This window comes from Rhizobium leguminosarum, from assembly GCF_001679785.1.
Classification (GTDB): domain Bacteria; phylum Pseudomonadota; class Alphaproteobacteria; order Rhizobiales; family Rhizobiaceae; genus Rhizobium; species Rhizobium leguminosarum_R.
The window spans coordinates 1,349,991-1,372,529 of sequence record NZ_CP016286.1; the positions used below are offsets into that span (position 1 = coordinate 1,349,991).

The window sequence follows — 22,539 nt, forward strand, 5'->3', positions numbered from 1 at the left end:
ATCATGAAGGAACTCTCCGTAGCCGAATTTGGCCGACGCCTGGCGCATTTGCTGGTCAGCCTGTTCATCCTCTTATGTGTGACCTTCGTGATCGGCCGCGTCTTGCCCACCGATCCGGTCGGCGCAATCGTCGGCGAGCTCGCCGATCCCTCGGCCTATGCTGCGATGCGGGCGCGTCTGGGGCTCGATCTGCCGATCTACCAGCAGTTTTTCCTCTATCTGAACGGGCTGGCGCATGGTGATTTCGGCACGGCCGTCCTCACCGGCAATCCCGTCTCTTCGGATCTTGCCCAGGCGTTTCCGGCGACATTCGAACTCGCGACGCTGGCAGTGATCATTTCGACCTTCGTCGGTGTCCCGCTCGGGCTGGTCGCAGCACTCTTTCGCGACAGTTTCATCGACAAGACGGCGCGCGTGGTCGCGCTCGTCGGTCATTCGATCCCGGTTTTCTGGTTCGGCATCGTCGGGCTCGTCATCTTCTATGCCGGCCTCAATTGGGTCGGCGGGCCGGGCCGGATCGATGTCTTTTACGAAGGCCTCGTCACGCCGCAAACCGGACTGTTGTTGGTCGACAGCCTGCTGCAGGGCGAGACGGAAATCTTCTGGAATGCGCTCGGCCATATCATTCTGCCGGCCGTCATCCTCGCCTATGCGGCGATGGCCTACATCACCCGCATGACACGCAGCTTCACCCTGGAGCAGTTGAGCCAGGATTATGTCATTGCGGCCCGAGCCAAGGGTGTAAGCCCGCTCGGCACGATCTGGCACCACGTCCTGCCGAACATTGCGGTGCAGCTGATCACCATCCTTGCCATTTCCTACGGCGGTCTGCTCGAAGGCGCTGTTGTGACCGAGATCGTTTTCTCCTGGCCGGGCATTGGCCAGTACATGACGAACGCGCTGATGATCGGCGACATGAACGCTATCGTCGCCGGCACCATCATTGTGGGATTCATTTTCATGTTGTTGAACTTCCTGGCCGACGTCGCTTACGCCGTCTTTGATCCGCGCATGCGGGAGGCGGCCCGATGAGCGATGTTATCCGCAGCGAGATTCATATCCGCCCGCCAAGTGTGTCGACCCGTATCGCGGCGTCGTTTGCGCGCGCCGGCCGTAAATTGGCCCACGAGCCGCTCGGTCTTGCCGGTTTCGTCATCCTTGGTCTGCTTTGCTTTATCGCGATCTTCGCGCCGCTCCTGGCGCCTTACGATCCGACGATACAGGCGCTTGGTGATGCCTTGCAGCCGCCGAGCCTTGCGCATCTGGCAGGCACGGACGAATTCGGCCGGGACATCTTGAGCCGCCTCATCTTCGGCACGCGCATCACCATCCAGACCGTGCTGTCGATTTCCTTGATCGTCGGGCCGATCGGCCTGTTGATCGGCGTCGTTGCCGGCTTCTTCGGAGGGCGCACCGATGCGCTGCTGATGCGCGCCACCGATATCGTTCTCTCTTTCCCGTCGCTGATCCTGGCTCTGGCTTTTGCTGCGGCACTCGGCGCGGGCTTGACCACGGCAATCATCGCGATCTCGTTGACCGCATGGCCGCCGATTGCGAGACTCGCGCGCGCCGAGGCGCTTGTCGTCAGAAACGCCGATTATGTGGTCGCCGCGCGCCTTTATGGTGCCTCGCCGATGCGCATTCTTCTTCTCTATATCGCGCCGATGTGCGTCCCATCGGTCATCGTTCGTCTGACGCTCAACATGGCGGGCATTATCCTGACGGCAGCTTCGCTTGGCTTCCTCGGCCTTGGCGCCCAGCCGCCGGCGCCGGAATGGGGCGCGATGATCTCCAGCGGCCGCAAGTTCATGCTGGATTATTGGTGGGTTGCCGTGATGCCGGGTATCGCCATCCTGCTCACCAGCCTTGCTTTCAACATCGCCGGAGATGCTCTGCGCGACCTTTTGGATCCCCGCCATGCAAGATCGTGATCTGCAGCCCGTTCTTTCCGTCGAAGGATTGAGCGTCCGTTTCGGCCGAGGCGCCGTGCCTGCCGTCTCCAATGTCAGTTTCGACGTCGGGCGCGAACGCGTCGGAATCGTCGGAGAATCCGGTTCCGGCAAGTCGACGACCGGTCGCGCGATCATGCGTCTTTTGCCGCCGGCCGCGGTGGTCTCCGCCGAACGCATGGATCTTAGCGGCGATCCGCTGCTTTCGAAGTCCGAGCGTCAGATGGGCGCGCTGCGCGGCAAGGATATTGCGCTGATCATGCAGGATCCGCGCTATTCGCTGAATCCGGTGCTTTCGATCGGTAAGCAGATCGCCGAAGCCGCGCGCCTTCACCTCGGTCTTCACAAGAAACAGGCGCATGAGGCTGCCCGCGCCATGCTGGAGCGCGTGCGCATCAGCGATGCGGAGCGGGTCATGGCGCTTTATCCGCACCAGATATCGGGCGGTATGGGCCAGCGCGTGATGATCGCCATGATGCTGCTGGCGCGGCCGAAGCTTGTCATCGCCGACGAGCCGACCTCGGCGCTTGATGTCAGCGTCCGCAAGGACGTGCTGCTGCTGCTCGATGAGCTGGTGCGCGAGAACAATTCCGGACTGCTGTTGATCAGCCACGACATTCGCATGGTGGCAGCCTTTTGCGAGCGCATCATCGTCATGTATGCCGGCCGGATCGTGGAAACGCTGACCCGTCTCGAGGAGGCGCGCCACCCCTATACCCGCGGGCTGATCGCTGCGCTGCCCGACCCGAGGAACCCGGTTCGCCGGCTTGCTGTTCTCGACAGGACGAAACTCGATCTGGAGACGGCGCAATGATCAATGTGCGTGACCTCGATGTCGTCTTTGCCTCTGGCAAATCAAGCAACCATGTCGTCAGGGGCATCAGTTTTCACGTCGGCCAGGGCGAGACGCTTGGCATTGTCGGTGAATCCGGATGCGGCAAATCGACGGTGCTGCGTTGCCTTGCCGGCATGGAGGCCGGTTGGACCGGTCACATCGAACTTGGCGGCAAACCGATCGGCAAGAAGCGCTCCCGCGAGGAGCTGAAATTCGCACAAATGGTGTTTCAGGACCCTTACGGATCCCTGCATCCGCGCCATCGTATCGGCACCGCCCTGGCGGAACCGCTGCGCGCCATGCGCCATTCCGACATCTGGTCGAAAGTCGAAAAGGCATTGATCCAGGTGGGCTTGCCGGCGAGCTTCGCAAACCGTTTCCCGCACGAGCTTTCCGGCGGCCAGCGGCAGAGGGTGGCAATCGCCCGGGCCCTGATCCTGTCGCCGCCCATCCTGTTGCTCGACGAGCCGACATCGGCGCTCGACGTCTCGGTCCAAGCCGAAATCCTCAACCTGCTGGCCGATCAGCGCGAGGAAAAGGGCCTGACCTATCTGCTCGTCAGTCACGACCTCGCGGTCATCGCCCATATGTGCGACCGGGTGCTGATCATGAAGAATGGTTGTTTCGTGGACGAGCTCACCAAAGCGGACCTGCAGGCCGGCACCACGCATGATGCCTATGCGCGAGAACTGTTCGAAGCGAGTTTTATCGAGGCTTGATACCCTCGACCACCGTGGCTCGTCAGCGACCTTCCGTTACGACAGGCACATGCCTGACGGCTGCAACGCTACCCCTTTCGACGAGATGGCAGGCAAGCTCGACCCGCCGCCGTGGGGCCGCAAGGCCGAGCATCATGTCGCGCAGCAGATCGAGCGCGGTGGCGCCGAGTTCGCGCATCGGAATATGCACCGTCGAGAGCGGCGGATTGAGAAAGGCCGACTGCGGCAGATCGTCTATGCCCATGACGGAGATGTCCTGCGGCACGGCATAGCCCATCGCCTGCAAGCCGCGCACCGCGCCATTGGCAAGACTGTCGCCCGCCGTCAGGATGGCGGTGAAGGTGAGTCCTTTCTCGCGGACAAGACGGGTGACCGCCTCGGCGCCGAGTTCCGGCAGCCAGTCGTCGACTTCGAGCACCAGATCGGCATCGGCCGTCAGCCCATGGTGCTGCAGGGCATCGCGCCAACCCTCGAGGCGCCGCTCGATCGTCCGCCGACCCGGCCTCAGCATGAACAGGATGCGTTGATGCCCGGCCTTGATCAGCCGCTCGGCGGCGATGAAGGCGGCTGAACGGTTGCAGGGCGTCACACTGGAAAGCCGCATATAGGGATCGTCGCTGTTGACGAGCACGACGGGCTTTCCGAGATCAGCGGCCGCAGCCAGCATCTCCTCTTCGTCGACGGTCAGGATCAGCATGCCGCCAAAGCTCGGATCGTCACGCATCTCGGCGACGACGCGGGCTTCGTCCCCCTTGTCGGCGACCGGGCGCATCGCCAGTTCGATGCCGAGGGCGGCGGCTCGCGCATTCAATCCTTCGAGCACGTAGACCGTAAACTGGTTGCGGACATAGTCGATCATCGCCGCCCCGGAGGCGACGAGCATGACCTTCTTGCCGGCAACGCTCGCCGGCAGCGCGTAGCTGACCGCACTTGCCGTTTCCAGCACCAGCTTGCGGATCTCCGGCCTGACGCCCTTTTCGCCGGCCAGCGCACGCGACACCGTGCTGATCGAGACGCCGCATCGGGCGGCAATGTCGTCGAGGCGCGTGCGCCTGCCTTTTTTCTCTTCCGCCGCCATGTCATCTCCTCGCTGGCAGCTACTATGCAAAAATCTTTCAGATTGCGCAAATGGATTGCCTGTGCACAATCGTTGCCTGAGGAGTCCGCGACAAGCGGCAGAGCAGGGAGGCTTTGAACATGCGGCTTGAGGGCCAATCCATGTGTCGGCGTTTTGTCCGGCGTCCCAAGGATCGAGCATGATGCCGAAAAGTGTGAGCGGTTTTCGGACGACATCATGCTCTAGCTGTTCTAGGGCGGTCTGAAGCAATGACCGCCGAGCAGCAATCCCATCTCCGCCGTGCAACGGCCAAGGCTAGCCCGATCGTCTACTGGCAGCTCGCCGACCTGTGGCAGCAGCGCTACGACGTCGCCGACCGTCCGATGCAAGGCAGCATGGATCCGTTTTTCTTCGTCACCAAGACGAAGAACTTCATTCCGCATGAATATCCCTGCCGCACCGAATTCAAAAAATCCTTCTCCGGCCGGCGGCCGCAGCCGACAGCCGAATTCGATGCCGTCCGCTGGTGGCTTCCCTTTGCCTCACCGCGTGTCGATCTCTCCGGCTTCTGGTTTCGCCCGACACGCATCGGCTGCTGGGCGCGTACCTTCCTCGATGCCCGCTCCGCGGGACGTGCCACGCTTCGGCTGTCGACCTGCGGCGGCGCGATCCTCTTCGTCAATGGCCTCGAGCAGGGTTTCATGGCGCCTTACCAGCGCAATCTCGAAGCTCAGCAAGACTTCGAGGTCGAACTCACGGCCGGCCTGAACGAAATCCGCGTCTATTTCGACGATCTCGCCGAGCGCGACGCCCGTTTCTATTTCCAGCTGGATTATGTCGAGGGGCCTAGTGTCGAAATATCAGTGCCCGTTCCCATCGCCGCCGGTGATGCGGATGCGCTGGAGGCGATCCTTGAAGGCATGCGCTTCGACCGCACCGCTTATCTGGGCGAAGACGTGACCATCCTCTTCCCCGCGCCGCTGCCGGTGGCACTGAGCTGCCATGTCGAGATCGAAGGCGACTTCATGTCGATCGAGCGCTTCGATTATGATTTCGAGCTGGAAGCGGGAGCAACCAAGCTGGAACTCGGCACCTCGGCGGATATGCCCGCCGATTTCCGCCATTTCCGCATCACCTTCAAAACAGGCGCGCTTTCGCTCAGTCGCACGCTCGGCGTCGAGATCTGTCATCCCCAGCGCCAGGGAGAAGCACCTGCCGCCCTGGAGGACCGCGTCGCCGAGGCGCTGGCTGAGGTCGCCGGCCATTCCGAGCCCGACACGGTCTGTGCTTTCGCGCGCCTCGCGCGGGGGCAGGGCGGCGAGGAAACCGAGGCGATGATCTCGGCCATGCTGCCTGTTATCGAGGATTGCCACGACTGCGCCGATTTCGTGCTGGTGCCGCTGCTTTTTGCCTATACGCGCTGGAGCGATCTGCTGTCACCTGAGCTGCGCGACAGGATCGAGCATGCCGTCCTCAATTACCGCTATTGGATGGATGAGCCTGGCAACGACGTTCAGTGGTATTTTTCGGAAAACCATGCGCTTCTCTTCCACACGGCCGCCTATCTCGGCGGCAGGCTGTTCTCCGATGCCGTCTTCGTCCGTTCCGGCCGCACCGGCGCCGAGCAAATGAAGGTCGGCGAAGGGCGTGTCCGCGCCTGGCTCGATCATTTCGAGCGCTGGGAAATGGCCGAATGGAATTCCGTTCCCTATTTCCCGATCGATCTCAAGGGGCTGACGGCGCTGGCCGCCTGCGCGCCGGATGAGACGATCCGCAACCGGGCGAGCGCCAGCATCGTTCGCCTGATGGAGATCGTTGCCCGTTCGGCCCATCACGGCATGCTGACCGGCAGCCAGGGCCGCTCCTACGAACATACGCTGCGCCCCGGCCGCTCTGTTGAACTGTCAGCTATCGCCCGACTGCTCTGGGGCCGCGGCTGGTACGGCCGGCGTGTCCACGCTTTGCCGCAGCTTGCCGTCTGCATTCGCGATCACGGCCTGCGTTTCCCCGAGGAGCTGGCGGCGATCGCCGCGCACCAGTCCGACGATGCGCAGGAATGGACCTTTTCCCAGGGCGAGAACCGTTTCGCTGCCCTCTATCACTATAAGACCCGTGACACCGCGCTCGGCACCATTGCCCATTATCGTCCCGGCGCCTGCGGCTACCAGGAGACGGTGCTGCACCTGCGCTTGGGCGACCGCCCGGAAGCGCAGATCTGGATCAACCATCCCGGCGAAACCATCCAGTTCGGTTATGGCCGGCCGAGCTTCTGGGGTGGCTGCGGAACATTGCCGCGCGTGCATCAATATCGCGATCTGGCGATCCTCGATTTCGATATCCATGAGGGCCAGCCGGATTTCACCCATGCCTGGTTCCCGCTCGAGGCCTTCGACGACACTGTGGTCGACGGCAATCTGGCGCTCGCCCGCTCCGGCAACGGCATTGCGATGCTGATCGGCAACGGCGCGCTGGAGCCGGTAAAGCAAGGCCCGACGACGGATATCGAGCTGCGTCTGGCCAGCCGCAAGAGCCGCTGGATCGTCCGTCTCTCCGATGTCGGGCGCGAGGTTGGCCTTGACGACATGCAGGCGCGTTTCGCCACGCTTTCGGCCCGCCGAGACGACGAGGGCGCATTGATCGTCGTCGATCCGGATTATGGCCGGGTCGTTTTCGAAGAGGACGGCACCGTGCGTGCCGAAGGCCGTATTCTTCGCCCGACGGACTGGTCGGTGCGGGGAGAAGCGGTACATCTGAAGATACCGGCCAGGCAGCCTCGGTGCGCGGCCTCGTAGACGACGTGTCCGGCAGGTGGAGGACCGGCCGAACGCAGGAATTGATCGGTCAAGAGGAGGAAAAAATGACCAGAATGAAATCGATCGGCGCGGCTTTTGCTGCAGTTCTCTTGAGTTCCGTTGCCGCCCATGCCGGCGACGTGCGCATCATGTGGTATTCCGACGGTAATGAAGGCGAGGTGGTCAAGGATCTGCTGTCGCGCTTCTCCAAAGCCAATCCCGACGTCAACGTCATCCTCGACGAGGTCTCCTACACCGTCGTCAAGGAACAGCTGCCGGTGCAGCTCGAAGCCGGGCAGGGGCCGGATATCGCCCGCGTCGCCAATCTGAAGGCACCGGCGCAGCACTGGCTCGACCTTCGCCCCTATCTCACCGACGCGAAATACTGGGACGACAATTTCGGCGCCCAGGCCGACTGGATGCGTCCCGACGGCTCGAACGCCATCACCGGCTTCATGACGCAGCTGACGCTGACCGGCGGCTTCGCCAACAAGACGCTGTTCGATCAGGCTGGCGTCGAGATCCCCGGCCCGAAGGCCACCTGGGACGACTGGGCGGCGGCAGCCAAGAAGGTCGCCGACAGCCAGAAGGTCTTCGCCATGGCGATCGACCGCTCCGGTCACCGCGTCTCCGGTCCGAACATCTCCTACGGCGCCAATTACATCGCCACCGACGGGAAACCGGCTCCGCTCGATCAGGGGGCCAAGGACTTCCTCAGCCGTTTCGTCAAGTGGAACGAGGACGGCATCGTCAACAAGGACGTCTGGGTCAGTGCTGCCGGCTCCACCTACCGCGCTGCCTCCGACGACTTCATCAATGGCGGCCTTGCCTATTATTATTCGGGCAGCTGGCAGATCCCAGGCTTCGCCCAGAAGATCGGCGACAGTTTCGACTGGGTGATGGCGGGCAGCCCCTGCGGCTCGGTCGCATGCTCCGGCATGCAGGGTGGTGCGGGTCTCGTCGCGATCAAGTACACCAAAAACCCGAAGGACGTCGCCAAGGTGATGGATTACCTGGCAAGTGCCGACGTGCAGAAGGAGTTCGCCGAGCGCAGCCTGTTCATCCCGGCGCATAAGGGTGTGGCTGCCGGCCAGGTCGACTTCAAGACTGACAATCCGCATGTGAAGGCGGCGCTGAAGGCCTTCGTCGAAGCGGCCGGACAGACGGCTGCGCCCGCCGTGAAGCTGCCGGGCTGGAAGTGGTCGGACGCCTATTACAGCGCCATCGTCGCCCGCATCAGCCAGGTGATCGCCGGCGAAATGAAGCTCGACGACGCCTATGCGCGCATCGACGAGGACATCAAGGCCAAGGTTGGCGGCAACTGACGGACGAACGGATGGCGGAGAAGACGGTTTATTCCGAACCACTTGTCAAAACCGGTCTGCGGCAGGCGCTCCTTGCGCCTGTCCGGCTTGCCATGGGGCTCGTGGACATTCCCATGCGCGGCTGGCAGAAGCTGACGGGACTGAACGGCATGGCGGGCGTCTTCCTGGCGCCCAACATGCTGATCTTCACCGTCTTCGTGCTGCTGCCGCTGGTCATCAACTTCCTCTATTCGACAACGAGCGGCAGCGCCATCTTCCTTCCGAACAGGACCTATGTCGGCGCCGACCAGTACCGCATCCTCTTCGATTGCGGCAGCTATCTCGACCCTTCGACTTGTGCTGCCGACACATTCTGGGCGGCGGTGCGCAACACCGCCGTCTTCGTCGTCTTCCAGGTGACGGTGATGCTGATCGCGGCGCTCGCAACGGCGCTGATCCTCAACCGCGAGCTTTCCAATCGCGGCTTCTGGCGCGCCGTCTTTTTCTTCCCGGTGCTGCTGTCGCCCGTCGTCGTCGGCCTGATCTGGAAATGGATACTGCAGCGTGAGGGCCTTTTGAACTATGCGCTGAGCCCCTTCGGCTTCGAACCCTTTTCCTGGCTCAGCGACCGTTTCTGGGCCTTCTTCTTTGCCGTCTTCGTCTCGGTTTGGGCGCATATGGGCTTTTATGCGCTGATCCTGCTTGCCGGCCTGCAGGCGATCCCGCGCGATCTCTACGAGGCGGCGGCGATGGACAGCGCCCGTCCAACCCGCATCTTCCGGCGCATCACCCTGCCGCTGCTGATGCCGAACCTCATCGTCGTCCTGGTCTTGGCGCTGATCCGCGCCGTGCAGATCTTCGACGAGGTCTTCGTTTTGACCGGCGGCGGACCGGGCACCAGCACCATGTACATCACCCAATATATTTACGAGACCGGCTTTGCGAGTTCGCTGCGTAATCCGGGACTGGCGTCGGCCGCCTCGATCCTGATGGGCATCGTGCTCGTCATCCTGACGCTGGTCCAGCTCGGCGTCAGTAGCCGCAACGAGAAGAAGGGAGCACGCCAATGAGCGCTGTCTCTGCCTTTCTGCTCCGCCGGCGCGGCCGCGGCTGGCATTGGACGGATGTGGTCACCTGGATCTGGCTGATATCAGGCGTGTTCCTGATGTTCGGCCCGGCCGTCTGGCTGGTCTTCTCTTCGTTCAAGACGCCGGCGGCCCTTGCCGAATTCCCGCCCTCCTTCCTGCCCTATGTCACCGAACAGGCAGTGGTGCCGGGATACGACAAGCCGTTGCCGCTCTACAATGTCGCAATGCCGGATGGCAGCACGCGCGTGCTCGCCGAAGTCCGCCGCATCGGCATCATCGGCCAGATGGTCGATCCGAAACAGCCGGGCGAAATCGTCAAGGCGAATATCAAGGACCGCACACCGGTGCGCCAGGTCGAATTCGCCGGCGGCAACTACACCGAGCCGTTCCAGCGCTTCGATTGCTTCCTGTTCCTGCGCAATTCCGTCTTCGTCACCGTCGTGGCGACGGCGATTACGCTGCTCGTCAATTCCATGGCCGCTTTCGCGCTGTCGAAATACCAGTTCCCCGGTCGCACCGCCGTCATGCTGATGATCTTGGCGACGCTAATGGTGCCGCTTTCGGTCATCGTCGTGCCACTCTATTCCGTCATCGGCACGCTGAACCTCTTCGACAGCCTTTGGGGCGTCATCCTGCCGACGGTCGCCACCCCGACGGGCGTCTTCCTGCTCAGGCAATATATGCTGACGATCCCCGACGAATTGCTCGACGCCGCGCGAATGGACAAGGCCAGCGAATGGCAGATCTACTGGCGCATCATCCTGCCGCTGTCGGCGCCGGCTCTCGCGGTGCTGGCGATCTTCTCGGTCGTCTGGCGCTGGAACGACTTCCTCTGGCCGTTGATCGTGCTGTCGCGCAAGGAACTCTATACGCTGCAGGTCGGCCTCAACGTCTATGCCGGCGAGCTCAATGTGCAATGGCACTACATCCTCGCCATGACCGTCGTCTCGATGATTCCGGTCGTGCTGATCTTCGTCTTCCTGCAGCGCTTCATTACGACGGGCATTGCCGGTTCGGGGCTCAAATAGGCCACCTTAAAAGAAGAAAACAGGAGAGTGCATGAGCGGGCTCGAGCTCAGGAACATCGTCAAGAATTTCGGCGCCGTCGAGGTCATTCGCGATGTCTCGCTTCATGTCAATGACGGCGAGTTCGTCGCTTTCGTCGGCCCTTCCGGTTGCGGGAAATCGACGCTGCTGCGCCTGATCGCCGGCCTCGATAAGCCGACTGGCGGCAGCATTGCCATCGACGGGAAGGATGTTACCGCTATCAGCGCCGCCGATCGCGGCCTGGCCATGGTCTTCCAGTCCTATGCGCTCTATCCGCATATGAGCGTCAGGGAAAACCTCGCCTTCGGTCTCGAGAACACCAAGGTGGCGAAAGCCGAGATCGAAGCGCGCATCACGGACGCTGCGCGCATGCTGGAGATTGAGCCTTTCCTGCAGCGCCGTCCGGGCCAGCTCTCTGGCGGCCAGCGCCAGCGCGTTGCGATCGGCCGCGCCATCGTGCGGCGGCCGGATGCCTTCCTGCTCGACGAGCCGCTCTCCAATCTCGACGCGGAACTCAGGGTCAGCATGCGCGCCGAACTGGCGGCCCTTCACGCCCGCCTGAAGGCGACGATGATCTACGTCACCCACGATCAGGTCGAAGCAATGACGCTGGCCGACCGTATCGTCGTGCTGAGAGGCGGCAGGATCGAGCAGGTGGGAACACCGCTGGAACTCTACAACAAGCCGGCCAACCGCTTTGTCGCCGGCTTCATCGGCGCGCCGCACATGAATTTTCTCGAAGGTGCGATTGTCGGTCACGAGGGCGGTTTCGCTGAGGTCGAAACCGTCGGCGGCCATCGTCTCTCGGTGATTGCCAAGGAGGCACGCCCGGCGGGCGAAAGAGTCAGCATCGGCATCCGGCCGCAGCATATCACCCTTGCCGATGAGGGCTCGGCGGGCAGGCTGGATACCCGCGTCACCCTCGTCGAGGAACTGGGCTCGGAGACCGTCGTCCACGCCGACGCAGCCGGGAAGAAATTGATTGCGGTTTTTGCCGGCCAGCAGCGGATGAAATCAGGCGACAGCCTGCCGCTGCACCTCGACCCCGCCGTCCTGCACCTTTTCGGCGAGGACGGCCGGCGTCTATCCTGATGTGAGACCTCTTGTCATTTCGCCGGGACTATCACTCGCGATGAGGCAACCGATCGAGCAATTTCTCCAGTGTGATCGGATATTGCCGCACCCGCACGCCGGTTGCGTTGTAGACCGCATTTGCGACGGCCGGCGCGACACCCGTCAGTCCCAGTTCCCCGACGCCTTTCGCTTTCACCGGCGATATCGCTGGATCTACTTCGTCGAGGAGCACGGCCTCGAGATGAGGGATGTCGGCGTGGACCGGAACCTCGTAGCCGGCGAGATCATGATTGACGAAGAAGCCGGATCTCTTATCGACCACCATCTCTTCCATCAGGGCGGCCCCGATCCCCATTGTCATCCCGCCGATCACCTGGCTGCGCGCGGTCTTGGTGTTGAGGATGCGGCCGGCGGCGCATACGGCGAGCATGCGGCGAACGCGGATTTCGCCGGTATAGACGTCGACGCCGACCTCGGAAAAATGCGCCCCGAAGGTCTGGATCGCGAAGCGCTTCGCCAGATCGCCGAATTCCATGACGTCTTCGGCGACGAGATCGCCATCGGCGGCAGCGCTGGCGAGCAGCGCCTTTCGATTTCCGGACCGAACCTCACCGCCAATGAACTCAGCCTCTGTGGCGTTGAAGCCCAGACGCTGGGCGACCACCGCTCGCAGCTTCGTGCAGGCAGCATAGACGCCTGCTGTGACCGAAGGCGCACCCTGCTGTCCTCCAGATCCCGGCGTCTCCGGAAAGCTCGAATCCCCGAGCTTTGCCACTACGCGGTCGATTGGCAGGCCCATCATCTCGGCCGCCGTTTGCTGCACGATCGTGTAGCTGCCGGTGCCAAGGTCCGTCATGTCGGTCTCGACTGTCAGCATGCCCTGGCGATCGAGACGAACCCGCGCTCCGGCCTTTGAAATCGGTGCCCCGCGGATCGCACCCGCCATGCCCATACCAATCAACCAGTCACCATCGCGGACTTGACCTGTCTCAGTTTTGCGCATGCTCCATCTGAAGCGTTCGGCGCCTGTGCGCAGGCATTCGACGAAGGGACGCGAGGAAAAAGGCCGATCGGCATTTTCCGGATCGACCTGGGTATCGTTCAGGATGCGGAACTCGACCGGATCCATGCCGAGCTTTTCGGCCATCTCGTCCATGGCAATCTCGAGCGCCATCAAACCGGGCGCCTCTCCCGGCGCACGCATGGCATTGCCCTCGGCCAGGTCGAGCGTCGCTAGCCGGACAGCTGTCATCCGGTTCGCCCCGGCGTAGAGCGACCGTGTCGAAAGGGTGGTCGGCTCGGTGCGGCCGCCGGCGAGATTGCCCGACCAGCTCTCATGACCGACCGCCGTCAGCCTGCCGTCGCGCGAGGCGCCGAGCCGGATCCGTTGGATCGTCTTCGGCCGATGGATCGTATTGTTGAACATTATCGGACGTTGAAGCGCGATCTTCACCGGTCGCCGCACCATGCGCGCGGCAACGGCCGCCAGCACCAGATCTGACTGCACCGTGCCCTTGCCGCCGAAGCCGCCGCCGATGAAGGGTGAGATCAGCCGAACGTTTTCGCGCGGAATGCCGAGAATGAGTCCGAGATCGCGGGTTCCCCAATTCATCTGCTGAATTGAGGTCCAGCACGTCACCCGATCGCCATCCCAGGTCGCGATCGTCGCATGCGGCTCCATCATTGCATGCGCCTGGTCGGGAACAGTATAGGTCTCGTCAACCTTCACCTCCGCGGCTGCAAAAGCCTGGTCGAAGTCTCCGACCTGCGTCTCGGTCGGTCCACCAAACTCCATCTGCGGTGCAACCGGCGCGCTGTCCAGTTGCTCGGCGAGATCGAAGCGGCCCGGGCTGCGAGCGTAGTCGACGCGGATCAGCGAGGAAGCCGCGCGTGCCTGTTCGAAGGTTTCGGCCACCACGACTGCAACAGGCTGATGGTAGTGATCGACATCAGGGGCAGCCAACATGCGCTGGACATAAAATTTTCCGACACCAAGCGGACCGGCATTGCGGTGAGTAATGACCGCCAGCACGCCGGGCGCGGCCTCGGCGCGCCGGGTGTCGATCGATGAGATTCGGCCCTTGGCAATTGCTGCGCCAAGGATATAGCCGTAGGCAGCGTTTGGTGCGACGTTGTGATATTCGTAGGCGTAGGTCGCCGTCCCAGTCGTCTTGAGCTCTGCCTCGAAGCGGTTGTGAGGCTGGCCGACAACGGTCATCCGGTCAATCGGGTTCGGTCCTGCAGGTGTGTCGAACTTCATGGATCAATCCTCGCTTGCGCTATCACGTCGCTGAGCGTCCGCTCCACCAACAACAGCTTGAACGGGTTGTTGAGTAGCGGCTCCGCGCCTTCAGTAGTCCGTCAGCCGGTATAGTCGATGCTGGGACTCGTGCTCAGGGGCGAATCAGTGGATCGCTCACGTGAGTAAATGGGTCACGCATCGGAAAGGATTACCGGCGGCAAATTGCAAGACCTTATGAGTCTGCCTCACGAACGGAAGCTTTCCGCCGAGATCAGGCGAGGAAACGGCCTGCGGTGAGGCGCTCCCAGTTCGCATGCGCGAACTTCTCCTTGTCGGCGGCATCGAGCTCCAAATCTTCGACAAATCGCCGCGCATCGCCTCCGGGGCGATACTGGTATGGGTAGTCCGTCGAGAACAGGATGCGGTCCACGCCGACGGCATCGATCGCCTGCCGCAAATAGGCGGGGCTGAACATGCCGCTGGCCGTCAGATAGAGGTTGTTGCGGACATAGTCGAGGAATGGCCGCTGGAGTTTGGACACCCGATCCAGCATGACGAGCCGCTCGAGATAAAACAGCACCAGCTCACCCCAGTGCCCGAGGATGACCTGGAGGTTCGGGTGACGGTCAAAGGCGCCGCCCAGGATCAGACGCACGAACTGGATGCCTGCCTCGAAATGCCATCCGAGGGCAAACGTGGACAGGGCGAGATCGATGGGGGCGCCGAAGCCCGCATAATAGGTGTCGCGAATGCTCGTCTGCGGGATCTGCGGGTGAATCAGAAGTGGGACATTGAGCTCCGCTGCGCTGGCGAATGTCGGCTCGAAGATCACATGATCGAGATTCTTGTCGCCGACCCGGCCGAACAGAACGGCACCTTTGCAGCCGAGTTCCTCGACGGCTCGCCGCAGCTCTCGCGCCGCCTCGTCCGGTTGCGCAAAGGAGAGAGCCGCCATCGCCTGGAAGCGGGATGGGTGAGCCGAAACAGTGCCGGCCAGAATGTCGTTGGCGCGACGAGCAAGATCGACGCCATGATGGCCGAGATTGTTGAGACCCGGAGTCGTCAACGAGAGAACCTGCAGATCGACGCCGGTCTCGTCCATCAGAACCAGCCGCTGCTCTCCAAGATCCGCCAGCCGTTCGCCGAGCAGACCTGGATTGAGCCCAAGCGTTCCGTCGTCGGCGCCGGGAATCGTGTTCCACCCATGCTTCACCTCATCGGGCAGGACATGCTCTTCGATTGCGATGATCTTCATTGGTGAATTCCTTCGGTCAGGACTTCTGGGCGAGTTGATCGACGATCGCCTGGCCGACCCCGTGTGCGGATGCCGGGTTCTGACCTGTGATCAAGCGGCCATCGACCACCACCTTCTCCGTCCAGTTCGGCGCCGGCTGATGCAGCGCGCCTCGCTCCTTGAGGGTCGTCGCCAGCAGATAGGGCACGACCTCGGTGTACTTGACCTCCGCCTCTTCCTCGTCCGTGAAGGCGGCCAGCTTCTTGCCCGCGACCAAATGGTTGCCGTCCGAGAGCGTTGCGTTCACCAATGCAGCGGGGCCGTGGCAGACCGCCGAGACGATGCCGCCGGTTTCGTAGATATCGCGGATCACGCGTTGCACAGCCGGGCTGTCGGCAAAATCCCACATCGTGCCGTGGCCGCCGGCGAAGAAGACTGCGGAGTAGCGGGAGGGATCGAGTTCGTCGAGGATGAGCGAGTGGGCGAGCGCATCGCGGAACTCGCGGTCCTTCCAGAAGCGGGCGTTGACCGGATCAGTGAGGTCGAAGAAGTCGATCGGCGGATGGCCGCCCCGGATCGAGGCGATCTCGGTCGGGATACCGGCCGCGCGGAAAACGTCGAGCGGATGCGTGAGTTCGACCATCGCAAAGCCGGTGGGCTCGCCGGTGTCGCCTCTGATCGGATGGCTGGTGACCACGCAAAGGATGGGCTTGATATTATTTGCCATTGTTTTGGCTCCTCGGGAATTGAGCGAGGCCATGTCGATGACGACGCGAACTTCATATCGCTCTTCAAGATGCGCTCGTAGGCTCTGCTGCGCCCGCCGAATTCGCGATCGGGCGCAAAGTGTTCCGTTGTATCGCGGACAAGGAATCTCAGGCGTTGCCGGGCGCAAACAGCGCTTCCCAGTTGAGGAAGGGGCCAAGCGGGATGACATCCCAGTCGAGAAGCCCGGCCTTGGCCAGCGGGAATTCGCTCAGGGCCTGCTTGGCGGCTTCGACCGACTCGCATTCGGCGATGATGGCGACACCCGGACGGTCCTGGCGGAAATAGATGTCGCGGATGATGCCGCCCTTGTACATCTGCCAGGCGTGTCGGGCTTCATCCGACATATGCGGCTGGTACTTTTCCAGACTGGCGCCGGGCTGGGGAATATCGAGGCAAAGCAGTTTCATGGCAGGATTCTTTGGTTGAGAAAGATGGATCAGGCGGGTTGGAACCGGCGCACGGTCTCGGCCACGCGGACGACCGAGGTAACCCGCCGTCCTGAGATCGCTTCCGGCAGGCGCGACATCCGGCGCCTGGTCAGTCTTCGATTGGGTTATGACACCAAACCAGTTTCCGAGCGGGATGAGGTCGTCTGTGCTGCCGTTGTTGCCAGGAAATATCGTTTGCTTGGCCGGCCTTATATCGTAGAATACAGTTGACGATTAGAAATAGTTTTTCTCTTCTTTGGTTCCTGAGGTTCTCCAATCGCAGGACCGTTCTTCGCGAGGATCCGCTCCGTGCGAGACAGGTTTGATGGAGTGCAAGTCTTTGTCGAGGCGGTCGAGACGGGCGGCTTTGCCAAAGCTGCCGAGCGATTGTCGTTGACGCGCTCCGCAGTCGGTAAGGCCATCGCGCGTCTCGAGGAGCGCCTGGGCGTCCGGTTGTTTCACAGGACCACGCGGACGCAGAGCCTGACCGAAGATGGTCAGCAATATTACGAGCGCTGTGTGCGTGCGATCGAGGAACTGCGCGCAGGCGAATCTCTCCTAGAATCCGGCCGGCGTGAGGTCGTCGGCAAGTTGCGCGTGTCGCTGCCCGTCTTGTTTGGCCGCTACTGCGCCGCACCCATCCTGCGTGCCTATGCGCGCCAGCACGAGAGGCTCGAACTCGAACTCAGCTTCAGTGACCGCCAGATCGATTTGATCGCCGACGGCTTCGATTTGGCGGTGCGCAATGGCGTTCTAGGGAACGGAACCGCGCTCCACGCCCGGCGACTGGTCAGCCCGCGCAAGGCGCTCTGCGCTTCTCCAGCCTATCTTGCCGTACGAGGGGAGCCACATTCGCTGGCGGATCTGTCAGAACATGACACGCTCGTATACTGGCGCAACGATTATGGCCTGACCTGGCAGCTTCCCGATGCGACCGGTGCTCTCATCGACCTGTCGGTCACTTCAAGACTGCGCTTTGACGATCTCGAAGTGATCGCCGATGCCGCCGTCGATGGCATGGGCCTCGCTTGGCTTCCCTACTGGCTGATCCATGACCGCGTGCAGGCAGGCGAACTGGTCGAACTCTGGACCGATCGGCCGAGGGCGGCGATGAAATGCTACGCCGTGTGGCCGACCACCCAATATCTGCCGTTGCGGTCGCGACTGGCGATCGATGCGCTTGCCACCGAATTGCCGAAGCGTTTCGTCGTCTGAAGCGAATCCCTTTGCGCTTTATTTCCCGCAGGAGCCGCGCAACGGTGCAAAAAGCGGCTCGCCACTCTGTCGTCGCAGCCGCTCACGTTGAATAACGCAACGCGTTCACGAGAAGGGAAAAGGCGGGCGAAGACTGGCGTCGGCTTGGGTAGTAGAGATGGAAGCCCTCCCAATAGGGAGAAAAATCTTCGAGAAATCGGTGGAGGCGACCGGTTCCGAGATGGAGCTTGGCGATATCTTCCGGGACATAGGCGAAGCCGAAGCCGTCGAGAGCCGCCTCAAGAACGTTGTAGATCGTGTTGAAGACGAGCTGCCCGTCCACCCGAACCTTGATCTCGCGGCCGTTCTCTTCGAACTCCCAGGCATAAAGACCGCCATAGGTGGGCAGGCGCAGATTGATGCACCTGTGCTGCATGAGGTCCTTCGGATGTGTTGGAATATCGCGTGAGGCAAAATAGGATTCTGCGGCGACGACGGCGAAACGAACATCCGGCCCGATCCTCACCGAGATCATGTCCTTGGCGATCTGTTCGCCGAAGCGCACGCCGGCATCATAGCCTTCACTGACGATGTCCTGCAGACCGTAGTTCACGTCCAGTTCGAGCCTGATGTCGGGATATTGTTGGAGAAAGGTTCGAAGCTTCGGCCATATGTAGCACTGGATCTGGTAGTCGCCGGCGGTCAGCCGGACGGTTCCAGCCGGCTGGTCCCGAAGAATGTTGAGCCCATCGAGCGCAGATCCGATCTCGTCGAAAAGCGGACCGATGCTCTGCAGCATCCGTTCGCCGGCCTCGGTCGGTGAGACGCTGCGCGTCGTCCTTGTCAGCAGCCGCACACCCAGCCGCTGCTCGAGCTGACGGAGCGTATGGCTCAGCGCCGACTGAGAGACGCCGAACTTGGCTGCGGCTTTGGTGAAACTGCGCTCCCTCGCAACCACCAGGAACACCATCAGGTCGTTGATATTCTGGCGCTCCAATGATGATTCCTCCTCATAGACCGACGCCCATCATAAACGCCTGCCTATGAAATGGTAGCAATCAACTCTGGAGCAGCAAGCACGCCGGACCCCTTTGCGCCGGACCGGGGTGCTTTTGCTGCAGGCTGGAGCTTCACTTCGCCCGGCTACGCAGCACCTCTCCGACAACCGACGAGGCAGAGAAGGCGTTCGGCCAGCCGGCGTAGAAGGCCGTATGGGCAACGACCTCGCCGGCTTCGTCGGCGGTCAGGCCGTTATCCATGGCGCGGTTAAGGTGATAGGTGATCTGGGCGCTCTGGCCGGATGCGATCAGCAAACTGACCGTCACAAGGCTGCGGTCTCGCGGTGCAAGGCCCGGCCGCTGCCAGAGATCGAGGAACAGCGGGTCGGTCGTAAACTGCACCAGCCCCGGAGAGATAGGACCGACATTCTTCTCGACGCCGGTGGCGCGTTGGCGCTCGACCTCTTCGTTGAGCGGCAGCAGTTGCGGAGAGGCCGCAGGCAGCTGGTCGGCCGTGATGCCCCGGTCTTTGAAGACGTCCTTGGTCGCGGCGACTGCCGACATCGCGTTCGACCAGCCCGAGTAGAAAGCCAGATGCGTGATGATCTCGGAGACCTCCGTCGGGCTCACCCCGTTATCGAGAGCGCCGTCGACGTAGTGCTTCAGATCGATTGCCTGGTTTCGGGCGATCAGCACGGCCAGAGTGACGATGCTGCGATCGCGGCGTGACAGTTGCGGCCGCTGCCACAGATTTCCGAGCACATCCTCTTCAGCGTATCGGCCAAGAGCCGGCGATACGGACTGGATGTCGCTGACCGACAATGATGAAGCACTTGCCGGCATGGCTCCGCCTCCACTTCCTTCCTGGGCCATGAGAGGCTCGCCCATCGTGAGCGAGATTGCCGTGGCGGCCAAAATTCGTTTCATGATGATATCCTTCCAACTTGGTTGTTCCGGCATCGCCTGGAATGGGCCCGCAACGGCACGACGACGAAAGCCGCAATGCGCTCGTCGTCAGCGTCGAAGCAGGTTGCGGTGGTATTGGCTGCCGCAGAATGTGCCCGCTAGAGACCGGATCGACGCAGCATTTCTTCGGGATAACGAGCTCCCTGAATGACGATGTTGGTCTGCTCGATCTCATCGAGATCGGCCTTGTCCAAGGTGACGTTCAGCGCCCCGATATTCTCCTCGAACCGTTCGAGCTTGCGTGTGCCGAACAGCGGAACAATCCAGGGCTTCTGCGCCAGCAGCCAGGCTAGCGCGACCTGGGCCGGCGTAGCACCATGCTTCTCGCCGATCTTGCCGGTCAACTCGACCAGCTTCAGGTTGGCAAGACGCGCTTTCTCGGCGAAGCGGGGGATTCCCGCTCGGATATCGGAACTGTCGAATGTGGTGTTGAGGTCGATCTTGCCGGTGAGAAATCCCTTGCCGAGAGGGCTGAAAGGCACGAGCCCGATGCCGAGTTCCTCGATTGTCGGAATGATTTCGGCCTCCGGATCGCGGGTCCACAAGGAATATTCGCTCTGCAACGCGGCCACCGGCTGCACCGCATGCGCCCGGCGTATCGATTGGGCACCGGCCTCGGACAGACCGAACAACCGCACCTTGCCCTCGGCGATCAGCTCCCTGACCGTCCCGGCCACATCTTCCATCGGCACGTCCGGATCGACCCGGTGCTGATAGTAGAGGTCGATGTGGTCGGTGCGCAGGCGCTTTAGGCTGCCCTCGATGGCGCGGCGGATCTGCGCCGGCTTGCTATTGACGCCACCGCGGTGCTTGCCCGTCTCCTGGTCGATGTCCCAGCCAAATTTCGTGGCGATCTTAACCTTGCCGCGAAGCGGGGCAAGCGCTTCGCCCACCATCTCCTCGTTCGTCCAGGGGCCGTAGACTTCAGCGGTGTCGAAGAAATCCATGCCGCGTTCGACGGCGGTGCGAAGCAGGTCGATCATCTCGGCCCGGTCGGGAAGCTCGCGGGCCTTGCCATAGCCCATGGCGCCCAGCGACAAGGCGGAGACTTCCAGGCCCTGGCCGAGTGTGCGCTTGATCATCTTGCGTCTCCTTTGCTCGAGTTGGTTTGGATGGCTACCGACGACGCATTCGGATCCGACTGCCGTCAGGTAGTTTCCTCACGCGGCGCGATCCGGACGGTCGCCGCGCGTGCTCGGGCGCTGACCATCGGCGCGAGATACTGGCTCTTGCCGTATTTGGCGCGGTAGGCGTCGTCGATGCGATCGTTGATCGGGCCGTCTACAGGCTCGAAGCCGACGGTGCGCGTCATGCCGGCGGCAATGATTCGTCCAGCCTTCTGGTGGATCGCCGCCTGATACCAGCGGGACTTCTGACCATGGTAGCCGCGCACGTAGAGCGAGCCATCGACGACAACCTCCCAGATCCAGGTCGGGGTGCCATAGGTGGCGCCATCGTCCCTGAACGGCGCGATTTTCAAATCGTTGGCCTGATCGATCTCGCTGAGTTCGTTATCCGACCAGTTCATCTTCGCTCTCCGCTTGTGTCGGCCGCAGCCTTCATGCTGCTTCTCGATCTTATGCTCTGAATATAGGGTGCGCGCCCAGCCATGATTAGGCGCCGAAAATCGCATGAACTTATGAGCGTGAATCATCAATGCGGCCGGTCACAGGCAGAGTTTCGGTCTACTACGAAAGCGTTTTGCTCTTACGGCGCTCGACTGGAAGATGGTTTAAACGGACATCCGTCCTTGCTCACATCAGTAGGCGGCGTAACTCGGCGCACCGGAACATGGTGTCCGATTGCGGTTCGATCGGCATTCTGCTAGGAACGGCCTGTCGAAAGAGTGCTGACCGGATGGTAGCCCGGTCGCCGTCTCAAGGGACGGCAATTCTCCCTCCAAGGGTATCCGCGACACCTGAGACCGGCTTGCCGGTCGCAAAGGTGTGTCCGCTGATACCACGTCATCGTCGGCGCACCTTCTCAATTGTTGGAAGGATGGACGACCGTGAATCTTACAGGAAACACAATTTTGATCACTGGCGGCGCAACCGGCATCGGTTTCGCGCTCGCGCGGCGCCTTTGCGAAAAGGGCAATCACGTCATCATTTGCGGCAGAAGCGAAGCCGCGCTGCGGAAGGCACAAGAGAAATTGCCTGCGCTGATCACCCGCATTTGCGACGTTGCCGACGGCGAGAGCCGCCATTCAATGGTCGAATGGCTGAAGGCGGACCATCCGGCCCTCAATATCATCGTCAACAACGCCGGCGTTCAGCATCGGCGTGATTTCAATAGTGATCCGGCGATCGACACTCTCGATCAGGAAGTGGCGATCAATCTTACGGCGCCGATCCATCTGATCGCCGAGCTGCTCGCCACCTTGAGGCAGCAAGAGGATGCGTTCATCATCAACGTCAGCTCGGGCCTCGCTTTTTCGCCGATGGCCGATGTGCCGGTCTATTGCGCCACGAAGGCCGCGATCCATTCCTTTACGCTCAGCCTGCGCCATCAGTTGAAATCCACAGCAATTCGGGTGATCGAGGTCGCGCCACCGATCGTCGATACCGCTCTCGGCGGCGGTACGCGGAGCGAAGGCACAGCAAGCCGCATGATGGTCTCCTCGGAAGAGTTCGCTGTCGATGCGCTGGCGCAGCTTGAAGCGGATAAGGAGGAGATCCTAATCGGCATCTCCGCCGACACGCGCCGGATGGGCGAAGCCCTGTTCGAGCGCATGAACAGCCGCTCCTGATGGTGGATTGCCGTGACCGGTCGCGGCGACCCTCCCGAAGATCGCTGCTCGCCCGCTGGATCTGCAAGCGGACGATGTCACAAAAACGATGGTGC

21 protein-coding genes are annotated in these 22,539 nt (G+C 62.0%); 12 read left to right on the forward strand and 9 right to left on the reverse strand.

Going from position 1 to position 22,539, the window contains the following annotated elements; all coding sequences use genetic code 11:
- Positions 1-3: 3 nt before the first annotated feature.
- Genes BA011_RS06875 through BA011_RS06890 form a run of 4 tightly spaced genes read left to right on the forward strand, consistent with a single transcriptional unit; the run spans position 4 to position 3,503 of the window.
- A complete protein-coding gene (locus BA011_RS06875) occupies positions 4-1,032 on the forward strand; it encodes an ABC transporter permease (RefSeq protein WP_065279877.1) in 1,029 nt (342 codons plus the stop codon).
- Positions 1,029-1,931: an ABC transporter permease gene (locus tag BA011_RS06880; RefSeq protein WP_065279878.1), complete on the forward strand. Its 903-nt coding sequence runs from the start codon at positions 1,029-1,031 to the stop codon at positions 1,929-1,931. Before BA011_RS06875 ends, BA011_RS06880 begins: the two co-directional genes overlap by 4 nt.
- Positions 1,918-2,763: an ABC transporter ATP-binding protein gene (locus BA011_RS06885; RefSeq protein ID WP_065279879.1), complete on the forward strand. Its 846-nt coding sequence runs from the start codon at positions 1,918-1,920 to the stop codon at positions 2,761-2,763. The genes BA011_RS06880 and BA011_RS06885 overlap by 14 nt, the downstream gene beginning before the upstream one ends.
- Positions 2,760-3,503 (forward strand): ABC transporter ATP-binding protein, encoded by a 744-nt coding sequence (locus BA011_RS06890; RefSeq protein WP_017960390.1) that lies wholly within the window; start codon positions 2,760-2,762, stop codon positions 3,501-3,503. Before BA011_RS06885 ends, BA011_RS06890 begins: the two co-directional genes overlap by 4 nt.
- Positions 3,504-3,525: 22 nt before the next feature.
- Here the strand turns inward: BA011_RS06890 and BA011_RS06895 are convergent, their stop codons facing one another.
- Entirely contained in the window at positions 3,526-4,581 is a 1,056-nt protein-coding gene (locus BA011_RS06895) for a LacI family DNA-binding transcriptional regulator (RefSeq protein ID WP_017960391.1), read from the reverse strand.
- 248 nt (positions 4,582-4,829) lie between these two features.
- Here BA011_RS06895 and BA011_RS06900 point away from each other — a divergent pair, with 248 nt between their 5' ends.
- From BA011_RS06900 to BA011_RS06920, 5 genes are all read left to right on the forward strand, one after another.
- The gene (locus BA011_RS06900) at positions 4,830-7,352 is read left to right on the forward strand and encodes a hypothetical protein (protein WP_065279880.1); all 2,523 of its coding nucleotides are present in this window, start codon (positions 4,830-4,832) and stop codon (positions 7,350-7,352) included.
- A 65-nt stretch (positions 7,353-7,417) separates the two neighbouring features.
- Positions 7,418-8,677 carry an ABC transporter substrate-binding protein gene (locus BA011_RS06905; protein ID WP_065282435.1) on the forward strand — a complete coding sequence of 420 codons (1,260 nt, stop codon included), beginning with the start codon at positions 7,418-7,420 and terminating at the stop codon, positions 8,675-8,677.
- 11 nt (positions 8,678-8,688) lie between these two features.
- The gene (locus BA011_RS06910; RefSeq protein WP_065279881.1) at positions 8,689-9,726 is read left to right on the forward strand and encodes a carbohydrate ABC transporter permease; all 1,038 of its coding nucleotides are present in this window, start codon (positions 8,689-8,691) and stop codon (positions 9,724-9,726) included.
- Positions 9,723-10,772 carry a carbohydrate ABC transporter permease gene (locus BA011_RS06915; RefSeq protein ID WP_065279882.1) on the forward strand — a complete coding sequence of 350 codons (1,050 nt, stop codon included), beginning with the start codon at positions 9,723-9,725 and terminating at the stop codon, positions 10,770-10,772. The genes BA011_RS06910 and BA011_RS06915 overlap by 4 nt, the downstream gene beginning before the upstream one ends.
- A gap of 31 nt (positions 10,773-10,803) precedes the next feature.
- Positions 10,804-11,883, forward strand: coding sequence for an ABC transporter ATP-binding protein (locus tag BA011_RS06920; RefSeq protein ID WP_065279883.1), 1,080 nt, complete (start codon positions 10,804-10,806; stop codon positions 11,881-11,883).
- A gap of 31 nt (positions 11,884-11,914) precedes the next feature.
- Here the strand turns inward: BA011_RS06920 and paoC are convergent, their stop codons facing one another.
- The 4 genes from paoC to BA011_RS06940 form a co-directional block, all read right to left on the reverse strand.
- The gene (gene paoC, locus BA011_RS06925; RefSeq protein ID WP_065279884.1) at positions 11,915-14,125 is read right to left on the reverse strand and encodes an aldehyde oxidoreductase molybdenum-binding subunit PaoC; all 2,211 of its coding nucleotides are present in this window, start codon (positions 14,123-14,125) and stop codon (positions 11,915-11,917) included.
- 253 nt (positions 14,126-14,378) lie between these two features.
- Complete coding sequence (locus BA011_RS06930) at positions 14,379-15,362, reverse strand: amidohydrolase family protein (protein WP_065279885.1); 984 nt, start codon at positions 15,360-15,362, stop codon at positions 14,379-14,381.
- Positions 15,363-15,378: 16 nt separating this feature from the next.
- Positions 15,379-16,068, reverse strand: coding sequence for a type 1 glutamine amidotransferase domain-containing protein (locus tag BA011_RS06935; RefSeq protein ID WP_065279886.1), 690 nt, complete (start codon positions 16,066-16,068; stop codon positions 15,379-15,381).
- Between the two features lie 148 nt (positions 16,069-16,216).
- The gene (locus tag BA011_RS06940) at positions 16,217-16,516 is read right to left on the reverse strand and encodes a hypothetical protein (protein WP_029875229.1); all 300 of its coding nucleotides are present in this window, start codon (positions 16,514-16,516) and stop codon (positions 16,217-16,219) included.
- A 15-nt stretch (positions 16,517-16,531) separates the two neighbouring features.
- Here BA011_RS06940 and BA011_RS44175 point away from each other — a divergent pair, with 15 nt between their 5' ends.
- Both BA011_RS44175 and BA011_RS06950 read left to right on the forward strand, forming a co-directional pair.
- A complete protein-coding gene (locus tag BA011_RS44175) occupies positions 16,532-16,768 on the forward strand; it encodes a hypothetical protein (protein WP_186806513.1) in 237 nt (78 codons plus the stop codon).
- Between the two features lie 78 nt (positions 16,769-16,846).
- Positions 16,847-17,752: a LysR family transcriptional regulator gene (locus BA011_RS06950; RefSeq protein ID WP_065279888.1), complete on the forward strand. Its 906-nt coding sequence runs from the start codon at positions 16,847-16,849 to the stop codon at positions 17,750-17,752.
- A gap of 82 nt (positions 17,753-17,834) precedes the next feature.
- Here the strand turns inward: BA011_RS06950 and BA011_RS06955 are convergent, their stop codons facing one another.
- From BA011_RS06955 to BA011_RS06970, 4 genes are all read right to left on the reverse strand, one after another.
- Positions 17,835-18,728, reverse strand: coding sequence for a LysR family transcriptional regulator (locus BA011_RS06955; RefSeq protein WP_017988302.1), 894 nt, complete (start codon positions 18,726-18,728; stop codon positions 17,835-17,837).
- A gap of 133 nt (positions 18,729-18,861) precedes the next feature.
- Entirely contained in the window at positions 18,862-19,656 is a 795-nt protein-coding gene (locus BA011_RS06960) for a carboxymuconolactone decarboxylase family protein (RefSeq protein ID WP_065279889.1), read from the reverse strand.
- A 137-nt stretch (positions 19,657-19,793) separates the two neighbouring features.
- A complete protein-coding gene (locus tag BA011_RS06965) occupies positions 19,794-20,777 on the reverse strand; it encodes an aldo/keto reductase (RefSeq protein ID WP_065279890.1) in 984 nt (327 codons plus the stop codon).
- A gap of 65 nt (positions 20,778-20,842) precedes the next feature.
- Positions 20,843-21,223, reverse strand: a complete 381-nt coding sequence (locus tag BA011_RS06970; protein WP_065279891.1) for a DUF2255 family protein — start codon at positions 21,221-21,223, stop codon at positions 20,843-20,845.
- 504 nt (positions 21,224-21,727) lie between these two features.
- Here BA011_RS06970 and BA011_RS06975 point away from each other — a divergent pair.
- Positions 21,728-22,444: an SDR family oxidoreductase gene (locus tag BA011_RS06975; protein WP_237352597.1), complete on the forward strand. Its 717-nt coding sequence runs from the start codon at positions 21,728-21,730 to the stop codon at positions 22,442-22,444.
- Positions 22,445-22,539: the final 95 nt, after the last annotated feature.

Excerpts from the sequence above, each read along its gene's own strand:
- BA011_RS06875 (WP_065279877.1), top strand. The coding sequence starts at position 4 with ATGAAGGAACTCTCCGTAGCCGAATTTGGCCGACGCCTGGCGCATTTG.
- BA011_RS06880 (WP_065279878.1), top strand. The coding sequence starts at position 1,029 with ATGAGCGATGTTATCCGCAGCGAGATTCATATCCGCCCGCCAAGTGTG.
- BA011_RS06885 (WP_065279879.1), top strand. The coding sequence starts at position 1,918 with ATGCAAGATCGTGATCTGCAGCCCGTTCTTTCCGTCGAAGGATTGAGC.
- BA011_RS06890 (WP_017960390.1), top strand. The coding sequence starts at position 2,760 with ATGATCAATGTGCGTGACCTCGATGTCGTCTTTGCCTCTGGCAAATCA.
- BA011_RS06895 (WP_017960391.1), bottom strand. The coding sequence starts at position 4,581 with ATGGCGGCGGAAGAGAAAAAAGGCAGGCGCACGCGCCTCGACGACATT.
- BA011_RS06900 (WP_065279880.1), top strand. The coding sequence starts at position 4,830 with ATGACCGCCGAGCAGCAATCCCATCTCCGCCGTGCAACGGCCAAGGCT.
- BA011_RS06905 (WP_065282435.1), top strand. The coding sequence starts at position 7,418 with ATGACCAGAATGAAATCGATCGGCGCGGCTTTTGCTGCAGTTCTCTTG.
- BA011_RS06910 (WP_065279881.1), top strand. The coding sequence starts at position 8,689 with ATGGCGGAGAAGACGGTTTATTCCGAACCACTTGTCAAAACCGGTCTG.
- BA011_RS06915 (WP_065279882.1), top strand. The coding sequence starts at position 9,723 with ATGAGCGCTGTCTCTGCCTTTCTGCTCCGCCGGCGCGGCCGCGGCTGG.
- BA011_RS06920 (WP_065279883.1), top strand. The coding sequence starts at position 10,804 with ATGAGCGGGCTCGAGCTCAGGAACATCGTCAAGAATTTCGGCGCCGTC.
- paoC (WP_065279884.1), bottom strand. The coding sequence starts at position 14,125 with ATGAAGTTCGACACACCTGCAGGACCGAACCCGATTGACCGGATGACC.
- BA011_RS06930 (WP_065279885.1), bottom strand. The coding sequence starts at position 15,362 with ATGAAGATCATCGCAATCGAAGAGCATGTCCTGCCCGATGAGGTGAAG.
- BA011_RS06935 (WP_065279886.1), bottom strand. The coding sequence starts at position 16,068 with ATGGCAAATAATATCAAGCCCATCCTTTGCGTGGTCACCAGCCATCCG.
- BA011_RS06940 (WP_029875229.1), bottom strand. The coding sequence starts at position 16,516 with ATGAAACTGCTTTGCCTCGATATTCCCCAGCCCGGCGCCAGTCTGGAA.
- BA011_RS06960 (WP_065279889.1), bottom strand. The coding sequence starts at position 19,656 with ATGAAACGAATTTTGGCCGCCACGGCAATCTCGCTCACGATGGGCGAG.
- BA011_RS06965 (WP_065279890.1), bottom strand. The coding sequence starts at position 20,777 with ATGATCAAGCGCACACTCGGCCAGGGCCTGGAAGTCTCCGCCTTGTCG.
- BA011_RS06970 (WP_065279891.1), bottom strand. The coding sequence starts at position 21,223 with ATGAACTGGTCGGATAACGAACTCAGCGAGATCGATCAGGCCAACGAT.